At 69.4% G+C, this 11,664-nt stretch carries 7 protein-coding genes; 6 read left to right on the top strand and 1 reads right to left on the bottom strand.

What is annotated here, in order from left to right:
• Window positions 1-24: 24 nt before the first annotated feature.
• Both R6V09_RS33370 and R6V09_RS33375 read left to right on the top strand, forming a co-directional pair.
• The gene (locus tag R6V09_RS33370; protein WP_317885197.1) at window positions 25-5,754 is read left to right on the top strand and encodes an RHS repeat domain-containing protein; all 5,730 of its coding nucleotides are present in this window, start codon (window positions 25-27) and stop codon (window positions 5,752-5,754) included.
• Between the two features lie 82 nt (window positions 5,755-5,836).
• Window positions 5,837-6,382, top strand: a complete 546-nt coding sequence (locus R6V09_RS33375) for a PH domain-containing protein (RefSeq protein WP_317885198.1) — start codon at window positions 5,837-5,839, stop codon at window positions 6,380-6,382.
• A 157-nt stretch (window positions 6,383-6,539) separates the two neighbouring features.
• On the opposite strand, the gene R6V09_RS33380 is transcribed toward R6V09_RS33375, so the two are convergent.
• Window positions 6,540-7,160: a TetR/AcrR family transcriptional regulator gene (locus R6V09_RS33380; RefSeq protein WP_317885199.1), complete on the bottom strand. Its 621-nt coding sequence runs from the start codon at window positions 7,158-7,160 to the stop codon at window positions 6,540-6,542.
• Window positions 7,161-7,409: 249 nt separating this feature from the next.
• On the opposite strand from R6V09_RS33380, the gene R6V09_RS33385 reads away from it, so the two are divergent.
• The 4 genes from R6V09_RS33385 to R6V09_RS33400 all read left to right on the top strand — a co-directional run.
• On the top strand, window positions 7,410-8,063 hold the full coding sequence (locus R6V09_RS33385; protein WP_317885200.1) for a nuclear transport factor 2 family protein: 654 nt from the start codon (window positions 7,410-7,412) through the stop codon (window positions 8,061-8,063).
• 109 nt (window positions 8,064-8,172) lie between these two features.
• Window positions 8,173-8,916, top strand: a complete 744-nt coding sequence (locus R6V09_RS33390) for an SDR family oxidoreductase (RefSeq protein WP_317885201.1) — start codon at window positions 8,173-8,175, stop codon at window positions 8,914-8,916.
• A 72-nt stretch (window positions 8,917-8,988) separates the two neighbouring features.
• The gene (locus R6V09_RS33395; protein WP_317885202.1) at window positions 8,989-9,921 is read left to right on the top strand and encodes an LLM class F420-dependent oxidoreductase; all 933 of its coding nucleotides are present in this window, start codon (window positions 8,989-8,991) and stop codon (window positions 9,919-9,921) included.
• Between the two features lie 349 nt (window positions 9,922-10,270).
• Window positions 10,271-11,664: helix-turn-helix domain-containing protein (locus tag R6V09_RS33400; protein WP_317885203.1), on the top strand; the 1,394-nt coding region annotated here is incomplete at its 3' end.

An 11,664-nucleotide genomic window follows, 5' to 3' on the forward strand; every position in this document is an offset into this window, starting at 1 on the left:
GCCCTGGCGAGCGCGGCGCCGACCGTGCTGGCCCTGGCCGCGACCGCGTCCGGCGAATCCGCCTCCGGCACGGGCACCTTCGAGGCGTCCACGCTGTCCCCGTCGGCGACCTGGGAGGCGGGCGCTTCCTCGGGCGCGTTCAGCTGGTCGTATCCGATGGCCGTCCCGCCGGCTCCGGGAGCCGCTCCGCCGCTGACCCTGAGCTACAGCTCGGCCACCGTGGACGGACAGACGGCCGCCACCAACAACCAGACCAGCCAGGCCGGTGAGGGCTTCGACCTGTCCGCGAACTCCTATGTCGAGCGTTCCTACGGGTCCTGCGACGAGGACGGCCAGACCGACAAGAACGACCTGTGCTGGAAGTACGACAACGCCAGCCTGGTGCTCAACGGCAAGGCCACCGAGCTGGTCAAGGACGACACGACCGGCGCGTGGCGGCTCAAGAACGACGACGCCTCCACGGTCACCCTGTCGACCGGCGCCGACAACGACGACAACAACGGCGAGTACTGGACCGTCACCACCGGCGACGGCATCCGCTACGTGTTCGGCCTGAACAAACTGACGGGCGCCGGCACCGAGCGCACCAACTCGGTATGGACCACCCCGGTCTTCGGCGACGACTCGGGCGAGCCCGGCTACGACCAGGGCAGCGCCTTCGCGGGCCGCGCCGTCACCCAGGCCTGGCGCTGGAACCTCGACTACGTCGAGGACACGCACGACAACGCCATGTCGTACTGGTACACCAAGGAGTCCAACCACTACGGCAAGAACGGCGCGAGCACCGCGACCGCGTCCTACGACCGCGGCGGCTACCTCAGCAAGATCCTCTACGGACAGCGGGCCGACGCCCTGTTCTCCGGGGTCGCCTCCGCGAAGGTCGAGTTCACGTATCTGGAGCGCTGCACGGCGGCGGACTGCTCGGAGCTGAAGGACTCCACCTCGGACAACTGGCCCGACGTCCCCTTCGACGCGATCTGCGCCTCCGGCGCCGACTGCCACGCGACCAGTCCGGCGTTCTTCACCCGCAAGCGGCTCAGCGGCATCAACACCTTCGTCTGGTCGGCGGAGACCAGTGGCTTCACCGCCGTCGACTCCTGGGCGCTGACCCAGCAGTACCTCGACGGCGGGGACATCGGTGACACCTCGGACCAGACGCTGACGCTCAAGAGCATCGTGCGCACCGGAAAGGCCGGGACCGACCTCGCCCTGCCCCCGATCACCTTCACCTACAACATGCGGCCCAACCGTGTCGACGCGACGACGGACGACATCCTGCCGCTGTCCAAGCCCCGTATCCGCACGGTCACTTCGGAGACGGGCGCGATCACCGACGTGACGTTCTCCGGCCAGGAGTGCGTCCGCGGCAGCAACATGCCGGCCGACCAGGACGACAACGCCAAATCCTGCTACCCCCAGTACTGGCACATCAACGGAGCCACGGAAGCCTCGGTCGACTGGTTCCACAAGTACCGGGTGCTCGCCGTCGTCACCAGCGACCCGGCCGGCCACAACGAGAACGTGGTCAACAGCTACACCTACGCCGACCCGGCCTGGCACTACAACGACTCACCGCTGGCCCCGGCCGACGAACGGACCTGGTCGATCTGGCGCGGCTACGGCACCGTCACCTCCACCAGGGGCAACGGCGGCAACCTCTCCAAGGTGACCTCGGTCTACCTCCAGGGCATGGACGGCGACCGGCTCCTGGGCAGCGGCGGCACCCTCGACCCGGACGCCCGGCGCTCGGTGAGCGTCTCCGGCATCCCCGTGTCCGCCCTGAGCGTGCCGGCCCAGAAGGACAGCGACCAGTTCGCGGGACTCCTGCGCCAGCAGATCACCTACAGCGGCACCACGCCGATCACCGTGGCCGTCAGCGACCCCTGGTCGAAGCGGACCGCCACCCAGCACAAGTCGTACGCCGACACCGAGAGTTACTACGTCGGCATCGACAAGTCGACCACGTCCACGTACCTGACGGCCTCCGGCACCTGGCGCAGCCGCTCCACCGCCAGCACCTACGACGACTACGGCATGGTGTCCAAGGTCGACGACACCGGTGACACCGCGAAGTCGGGCGACGAGACCTGCACCCGCACCTGGTACGCCCGCAACGACAGCCTGGGCATCAACTCCCTGGTCTCCCGGACCCGGGTCGTGGGCCGGGCCTGCTCCGTCGCGGAGACCGCCCTGTCGCTGCCGGCCACCGCGGCCACCGCCGGCGACGTCCTGTCCGACTCGGCCACCTTCTACGACAACGCCACCACCACCGTGTGGAGCGCCGCCCAGACACCCACCAAGGGCGAGGCGACCTGGACCGGCCGCCCCAGCGGCTACCCCGCGACCGCGACCGGCGGTGAGCGCAACCCGGCGTCCTGGCAGACCACCGGCCGCACCACCTACGACACCCTCGGCCGCTCCCTGACCACCACCGACGCGGGCGGCAACCCCACCACCGTCGTCTACACGCCCACGGCGACCGGACCGCTGACCCGCACCCAGACCACCAACGCCAAGTCGCAGAAGACGTACATCTTCTTCGACCCGACGCGCGGCCTGACGACCAAGACCTACGACGCCAACAACAACCTCACCGAGTCGGCGTACGACGCGCTGGGCCGTACCACCTCCGTGTGGCTGCCCAACCGCAGCAACTCGGGCGGGCAGAAGGCCAGTTACCTCTTCCGCTACTCCGTCACCAACGACGCCCCGTCCTGGACGACGACCGGCACGCTGAAGGCGGACGGCGACACCTACACCACCAGCTACAAGATCTACGACTCGATGCTCCGCACCATCCAGACCCAGACACCGGGCGCCACCGGCGGACGCATCCTCACCGACATCCGCTACGACAGCCGGGGACTGGCCGACGAGAACTACGCGGACGTCTACGACTCCGCCGCGCCGTCGGGGACGTACACGCAGGCCGAGTACGGCGAGGCGCCCCGCCTGACGAAGACCGGCTACGACGCGGCCGGCCGGCCCGTCACCACCACGTTCCTGACCGGCGGCGTACAGCAGTGGCAGACCACCAACAGCTACACGGGTGACTCCACCAGCACGACGGGCATCCCCGGCGGCTCCGCCAAGCGCACCATCACCGACGCCCTGGGACGCACGGTCGAGGAGCGCCAGTACGCGGGCACCACACCCACCGACACCGAGTTCGGCGGCACCACCGGGGCGGCCCACACCGGCACCCGGTTCACGTTCACACCCGACGGAAAGAACAAGACGATCACCGGCCCGGACGGCGCCGCCTGGTCGTACACCTACGACCTGTACGGCCGTCAGATCACCGCGAGCGACCCGGACAAGGGCACCACCGCCACCGGCTACACGGCCCTCGACCAGGTGTCCTGGACGAAGGACGCCACCGGCCACGCCGTGGTCTCCGCCTACGACGTGCTCGGCCGGGTCACCGACACCTGGAAGTCCGCCGTGAACGCGGACCTCACCAGCGCCACGGTGCTCACCGCGCAGAAGACGGACGCCAACAAGCTGACCCACTCCGAGTACGACACGGTCACCGGCGGCAAGGGCCAGGCGGCGTCCGCCACCCGGTACGTGGGCGGCGCCACCACCACCGGGTCCGCGTACACCCAGAGCGTCACCGCGTACGACAAGCAGTACCACGCCACCGGCACCCGGCTGACGCTGCCCGCGGGCGACTCCCTGGTCTCCTCCGGGGCGCTGCCCTCCAACACGCTCGACTTCTCCAGCTACTACAACATCGACGGCACCCTGCAGTACACCGACGAACCGGCGGTCGGCGGCCTCGCCGCGGAGAAGGTCGAGTACGGCTACAGCGACCGGGGGCTCGCCACCACCCTCAGCGCCGGCGGACAGGGCATCGTGCTGGGCACCACCTACACCGACCTCTCCCAGGTCTCCACCCAGCGCCTCGGTGTCTCGGAGGCCACCGGGGTCATGAAGGTCGACATCGTCCACGACTACCAGGACGGCACCGGACGCCTGCTGCGCACCGAGGCACGCGGCCAGGCCCACGCCTACGACGCGCTGAACCTCTTCTACTCCTACGACACAGCCGGCAACGTCACCAAGATCTCCGACACCACCACCCTCGGCGGCACCGGCGCGGCCGACACCCAGTGCCTCGGCTACGACGGCTACCAGCGCGTCACCGACGTCTGGACACCCGCCGCCGGTGACTGCTCCGCCACGCCCAGCGCCTCGGCCCTGGCCGGCCCGGCCCCGTACTGGACGAGCTACACGTACACCGACGGCGGACAGCGCGCGACCGAGAAGGAGCACCGCACCGACGGCACCGACACCACGCTCAACTACTGCTACAAGGGCGGCTCCACCCAGCCGCACACCCTGCTGACCACCACCACCGCCTCCTGCACCGGCGCCCCCGCGACCTACGGTTACGACGCGGCAGGCAACACCACCAAGCGGCCCGACGGCTCCGCCACGCAGTCCCTCGCCTGGGACGACGAGGGCCGGCTGGCCAAGGTGACCGAGGACCCCAGCGGCACCCCCCGCACCACGGACTACGTCTACGGAGCGGACGGAAACCTGCTGATCCGCCGGGACGCGGCCGGCGACACGGTGCTGTACCTCGGCTCCACGGAGGTCCACCTCAAGGCGGGCAAGAAGTGGGCCGACCGGTACTACGGCCTCGGCGAGAGCACGGTCGCGCTGCGCAGCACGCAGAGCGGCTCGGCACAACTGTGCTGGCTCGCCGGGGACAAGCAGGGCACCGACAGCGTGGCCATCACCGCCGACGCGACCCAGACCCTCACCAAGCGCTACACCACGGTGTTCGGTGAGAGCCGCACCGGCGGCAAGGGCACCTGGCCCGACGACAAGGGCTTCCTCGGCCAGACGTCCGACAGCGGAACGGGCCTCACCCACCTCGGCGCACGCGAGTACGACCCGGTCATCGGCCAGTTCCTCAGCGTCGACCCGGTGCTCCAGGCGGAGATCCCACAGAGCCTGAACGGCTACAGCTACGCCGGCCAGAACCCCGCCACCTACGCCGACCCGGCCGGCACCGAGATCGGCTCCCGTCCCAACTCCTGCCAGTACGACCTGAAGTACTGCGACAAGAAGACGCAGCAGGCCGTGGGCTACGACCCGAAGACCCGCACGGTGGACTACACCAAGGGCACCCAGGTCGGCGACGGCTCGATCGTCAACGGCAAGGTGAAGACGAAGAAGCTGCCCAAGATCGTCTACGACTGGATGACCAAGGACCTCGGCTACCAGGGCACACGGTGGCTCACCGAACCGCAGTACAAGGCATGGATCAGAACGGCGTCCGAGGACCAGGCCAAGGCGCAGATCTCGTTCTTCAACGCGTGTTTGCAGAGCGGCAGTGCCAAGGACTGCATGAGCAAATCTCAGAACATCACGGTAGGAGAAGAGGAGGACGACGACCACTTGTTCCTGAGCGACGATGTCGCGAACTCGATGAGCATCGCGAGCGGGGCCCTGGGCATAGCGGCGCTGTGTATGGGTCCGACGCCGGCAGCAGCCGCCGTAGGGGTCGTGGCGGCCGGCATCGGCTTCATCCTTGCGCTCGACACCTGCGGGGCCGACCCGATCAGCCTGGGCTGTGCCGCGGCTGCCGTAGGTATGGCGGGTGGGGTGTTCGCGATACTCAAGAGCGGTGAGGCTGTGCAAGGTGCCACTTACATTGCCAGCAACGCCGGCAGAGCCGGGCGGGCTGTCGCGAGCGGGGCGCGCAGTGCCTGGCGAGGCGTCAGCGGCTGGTTCAGCTAGACGGACACGACGGCCTCTTGTTCTCCCCGGGACGCCCTGAGCGGCCCCGGGGAGAACAAGAGAGGCGGAAGAGAATGAAGGAATGACGATGGTTCTGGAACGGATCGCCCCCTGGCGGGACCGTCAGGCGCTGGTCGGCCTCGTCGTCGCGGCTGACGTGGCCGCGTCCGTCGTGGCCGTCCGGTCGCTGTCCGAGCCGAGCGTGTTGAAGGTCTCGGCGATCATCAGCCTGCTGTGCGTGATTCTCTGGATCGCGCGTGTGCAACTGGTGCCGTCGGCGTCCGTGAGCGCCTCCGCCCTGATGGTCCGTAACCTCTACTGCACCTACGAGATCCCCTGGCAGGCGCTGACGGGCATCGACTGGGAACCCCGGACAGGCGTGCTCTCCCTCGACCTGGCCGACGGCCGAAAGGTGCCGGTCCAGGCGTTCAGCCGCTGGCCGTCGTTCGGCCGTCACCGGAAGGTGATCGCGACGCTGGAGCAAGGACGCAGCCAGGCGGACGCGTCCGCACCGGCGGACGTACGCGAGACCGAGGCGACGGGAATACTGGAGTTCCTCCTGGCCGTCCCCTTCGGGATCACCCTGGTGGCACTCGTGGTCGAGGGAGTCATCGCCCTCCTGGACTGACGGGACACCTGAACCCCTGTTGCGCCCCTGCGCACCGGCACCCTCACCCTGCACCTGGCCGACGGCTCGACGCGCACGGTGAAGGGCGCCGGCCCGCTCGGCCGACCGGGCCGAGTGAACCGTCCACCTGCGGACACGCGGGGTAGCAGAGGCGCCGCTACCCCGCACTCCCGCGGAACGCCCCGGTCACCACCGGGACCAGCTGCCGCTCAAGCTGCTCGGCGGGCATGGTGGCCAGTTCGGTGCCGATGGGTGCCAGGGCGAGCCAGTTCAGCAGGCCGGCCGCGCAGCGTGTGCGGAAGATCAGCTCCTCCTCGTCGACTCCGGGGATGTTCGGCGCCAGTACCCGGAGGACGTCCCGGCGGCTCTTGTCGAACTTGCCGGTCAGGCGTTCCCACCCCTGGGGCGGCTCGATGCCGATGCGTGCCACGGTCCGCATCACGGCGAGGTCTTGCCCGCCGGCCGCGAATGCGCGCATCATCGGCCCGGCGAACGCCGCGGCCACTTCCTCAAGTGTCGCGTCGGGGCCGAGGGAGTCGATCGCCGCCATCTGGGCGTCCAGATACTGTTCCAGCGCGTGCTCGATCGCCGCGTCGCACAGTGCCTTCAGCGACCCGAAGTGGTAGCTCACCGCTGCGACGTTGGCCCCGGCTCGATCCGTGATCTCGCGGAGTGTCACGCCCTCCTGGCCCCGTTGTGCGAGCAACTCCAGGGCGGCCGACTGCAGGCCGTCCCGTGTGCGCTGGCCGGCCTCCCGGCGCAGGTCCGTCTTTTTCACCCTTATCACGCCATGTACTCAATCATTTGTTTGACTGCATTGTCAAGGGGTCGGCCGGCCTCGCGGGCCGAGGGCGAGGTCGGGGCCGTGGGGGACTGCGCGGGACTGTGGGACCACACAATTCAAACAGCGGCTTGACAGCTTGCGGTGCCCTCCATAAAGTCAAGCCATCGCTTGATTTACTAAGAGCGCGACAGGGACCGCTGCGGTCTCTGTCTGATCCCGAGAACAAACATGAAGGAACACGCCATGAAGCTGCTCAGCCGGAAGTCGATCACCGCCGCGACCGCGGTAGCTGTTCTGGGTGGTCTTTCCATCGCCGCCATGCCGTCACAGGCCGCAACCCCCGCCCACGACAAGGCGACCGCCCACAGCGCCACCGCCGCCCCGACCCTGACCGCACGTCAACTGGCGAAGCTGCCGCTGACCGACCGCCACCTGACCAAGCACGAGAAGGCCAACCTCGCGGTCGTCCTGCGCGACTACTACGTGGCAGAGGGCAGCCACATCGACGTCCCGACCTTCGTCAACAGCTTCACCAAGGACGGCGTCTTCAACGACATGGTCCCCGGCGTCGCCTACCGGGGTAAGGCGCTCGGCAGCGTCCTGCCCTACATGAAGGGCCTCTTCTCCAACGTTCACCGCGACCTCAAGCGGATCACCGTGAACGGCGACACGATCAGCATCGAGCTGTCGATCCAGGGCACGTTCGACGGACAGCTCCAGGCGCCGACGGGCGGCGTCGTCAAGGGGAAGGGCCAGAAGGTCGACGCGCCCACCGCCGACTTCTGGTACCTGAAGAACGGCAAGGTCCAGAAGTTCGACTGCTTCGTCGGCTACTCCAAGATGTACTCCGACATGGGCGTGAACTTCGACTGGGCCTCGGCCGTCAACAACCACTGAGCCACTCCCCGGCGGGTGATGCCCGGCCCAGGCCCTGTCGGCCTACGGCCCCGCGTCACCCGCCGTGGCCCGTCCCGGTCCAAGTGTCCTTCTTCAGGTGGGGAACCCCTTGAACGCCACAGGCAACACCGTCTTCGTCGCCGGAGCGACCTCCGGCATCGGCCTCGGACTGGCGCTGCGGCTGCACGCGGCAGGCAACCGGGTCATCGTCTCCGGGCGCCGCGAGGACAGACTGAAACAGATCGTCTCGCAGCACCCCGGCATCGAGTCCGTCGTGCTCGACGTCACCGACCCGGCCGCGGTCCAGGACGCCACCGCACAACTGCTCCAACGATTTCCCGACCTCAATGTCCTGGTGACGATGGCCGGCATGATGCTGCCGGAGGACCTCCACCACGCCGATTTCCTCGCCGTGGTGGAAGCGACGGTCGCCACCAACCTCCTGGGCACCATCCGCCTCGTGGCCGCCCTGACCGAACACCTCGCCACCCGGCCACGGGCGACGATCATGACCGTGTCCTCCGGGCTGGCCTTCGTCCCGCTGCCGATCGCCCCGACGTACAACGCCACCAAGGCCGCCGTCCACTCCTTCACCGAGAGCCTGCGCGTCCAGCTGGCGGACACCCGCGTCGAGGTCCTGGAACTGGTGCCCCCGGCGGTGCGCACCGCACTGATGGGCCAGGAGGACTCGGAAACCGCGATGCCTCTCGACGCCTTCCTCGACGAGGTCATGAGCATCCTCGGCGCCGGCGAACAGCCCGACGAGATCCTCGTCAAGGCGGTCGAACCGGTGCGGTTCGCCGAGGCCCGCGGCGAGTACACCACCATGCTGCGCCTGCTCTCCGGCCGCTGACGAGCGGCCACTTCACCCCCACCACCGACTCGATCGCGCAACCGACCACAGACCACAGAGGAACGCATCGGCATGACGACCCGGCTCGGAATCGGCCTCCCGCAGAATCGCCAGTACGACCTCGGCAAGGACGTGCCCGACGTGGCACGCGCCGCCGAGGCCATCGGATACGACAGCCTCTGGGTGTACGAACGCGCCCTGTTCCCCGACCCCCAGACCCAGCCGCTGTACGGCGTCCCCGGCCTGCCCTGGCCCGACGCCTACCGGAGCGTGGCCGAACCACTGGTCACCCTGACCCTCGCGGCGGCGGCCACCGAGCGGGCCGAGCTGGGCACCGCCGTTCTCGTCGCCCCGCTGCACATCCCCTTCCAACTGGCCAAGTCCCTGGCCACGTTGGACGCGGCGAGCGGCGGCCGGGTGGTCGCCGGCCTCGGCAGCGGCTGGTCCCTCGACGAGTACGCCGCCGCCGCAGTACGCCCCTTCGCCGAACGCGGCAAGGTCATGGACGAGATCTTCGAGGTGTGCCGGGCGGTATGGGGACCCGACCCGGTGGTCTACGAGGGCGGCCGGATCACCAGGATCGCCTCCGCCGTGGTCGGACCGAAACCCGCCCGCCCGATCCCGATCCTGGTGCCGGCCAACTCCCCACGCGCCATGCGCCGGCTCGTCGACCACGCCGACGGCTGGCTCCCGTACGCCGACGGCCCCGAGCAAGTCGCCGAGAGCCGACGCCAGTTGCAGGACCTCGCCGCCGAACGCGGCCGCACCCGCCCGCTGCGGACCGTCGTACGAGTCAACCCGGATTACACCGCCAAGCGGCACGAAGGACCGGACCGCCGCCCCTTCCAGGGCGACATCGAGCAGATCGTCACCGACCTAATGGCCTACGACGGCATCGGCCTCGACGAATTCCTCGTCGACCTCTCCTGGGCCGCACGGGACGCACAGGAACTGAAGGACCTCTCCGCCGAGTTGTACGCGGCGGCACGCGCGGCCGGATTCTGACCGACCGGCTCGGCCCTTGAGGAGGCGTCGGGATCCGGGGTCCGGAGCGCCCCCCGCGCGCCCCGGACCGTGGACCCCCCATTCCCCGTCGTCATTCAGCTCTTCGGTGCCCGGGCGGAGCTCGTGGTGAGTGTGCTGCCGTCGAGTGCCTCCGGCATATCGACCCCCGTCGACGCCACAGGTTCGCTCGAAGGCATGACCAGTGCTCCTGTTCCGCCAATGGGCACGCCCCTGTGCCCGGTAGGCTCCCGGCACAGACAGCTTCGTCGGTAATCGTGCCGGTCCGCAGGGGTCGGGTGTTGCCAGCGGTTATTTGGCAACACCGGTAGGCCGGCGTGTTGTTGGGGGGATGGCCATCGAGTACGACGGATTCGGCGCGGAGTTACGCCGGCGCCGCATCGCGGCCGGTATGTCACTGAGCGAGCTGGCCGGCAAGGTGTACTGCAGCCGTAGCTTCCTCAGCCGCGTCGAGAACGGACGCCGCAGGGCGTCCCTGGAGTTGGCCCAGCTGTGCGACGAAGTGCTGGGCGCCAAGGGGGCGTTGGCCGGTCTGGCGCCGCCACCCGGCTCCGACGCGATGCCGAGGGCCGTTCGCGGGGAGACCGTCCGGCTGGTCAAGTCACCGGGGAAGGACGGGCGTTCGGCCCCGGGACAGGAACGGGCCGAGTTCCTGCGGCTGTTACGGCGCGGTGATCTCAGCCATGCCGCGGGCGAGATGCGGGAGGCCGAACGGCACTACACGGCCGCCTATCGCGGCGCCGCCGGGGACCCGCGGGCGCAGGCCGAGGCCGTGATCAGGCTGGCCCGCCGCTGGTCCGATCCCGGGCAGGTCGACCGTGAGCTACTCCAGTCGATCAAGGGATGCCTGGCCGCGCTGGAGGGCGACGGCGGCCCCGAGGCCGCGGGGCTGCGGCTGCGGCTCGAAGCCCATCTGGCGAAGAAGATGGCCCTGGCGGTCAGTCAGGACACCGCGGCGGGGCTCGCCGGTCCCGCCGAGGGCGCCCGGCTCGCCGAGGACACGCTGCGCCGATTACCCGAGGACGGCGACGACGAGGTGCGCTGCGAGGTCCTCACCGAATGCCGCTGGGCACGCTACGACTTCATGAGCGCTCCCGAGTCGCTGGACCTCTCCGAGCGACTGCGCGAGGCCGCGGCCCGGCACGACTCGGCGTACTTCCGCGGTGAGGCGCTCATGGCCGTCGCCATCGACCAGTTGCGCAACGGCAGGATCTTCAGCGCCCTGGCCACCGCCAACCAGTACCGCAAGCACGCGGCGGACACCCACAGCGCCCTGGCCCTCTGGCAGCGCCACACCCTCGACGCCCTGCTCGACCTGTGGCACGGCCGGTTCGACGCCGCCGCCGAGTGGATCTTCGTGGAGTCCCTGAAGTTCATCGAACTCCTCCGCGCCGACTACGCCGTACCGGCGGACAACCTGACACAGACCCGGCTCGGCCAGGCCTACTGGCTGCTGCGCCAACAGGGCCGACTGGCCGAGCTGTTCACCTCCGACCTGGCCGGCGACGTCGAGCGCCACGCCTTCTTCCCCGTCTGGCGGGCCGGGATGGCCCTCGCCCTGTGCGAGACCGGGCAGCACGCCGAGGGGGCGGACCTGTTCCTCGGCTGCGTCGCCGACGTCGACCGGTTCCCGCCGTCGGGCTGGGCGGTGCCCGCGCTCGTCCTGCTGGCGGAGGTCTGCGGGGCGCTGGACCTCGAAGGCGGATTCGAGGCCGAGTTGGCGCA

Source organism: Streptomyces sp. W16, assembly GCF_033194735.1.
Lineage (GTDB): Bacteria > Actinomycetota > Actinomycetes > Streptomycetales > Streptomycetaceae > Streptomyces.

Excerpts from the sequence above, each read along its gene's own strand:
- R6V09_RS33375 (WP_317885198.1), top strand. The coding sequence starts at position 5,837 with ATGACGATGGTTCTGGAACGGATCGCCCCCTGGCGGGACCGTCAGGCG.
- R6V09_RS33385 (WP_317885200.1), top strand. The coding sequence starts at position 7,410 with ATGAAGCTGCTCAGCCGGAAGTCGATCACCGCCGCGACCGCGGTAGCT.
- R6V09_RS33395 (WP_317885202.1), top strand. The coding sequence starts at position 8,989 with ATGACGACCCGGCTCGGAATCGGCCTCCCGCAGAATCGCCAGTACGAC.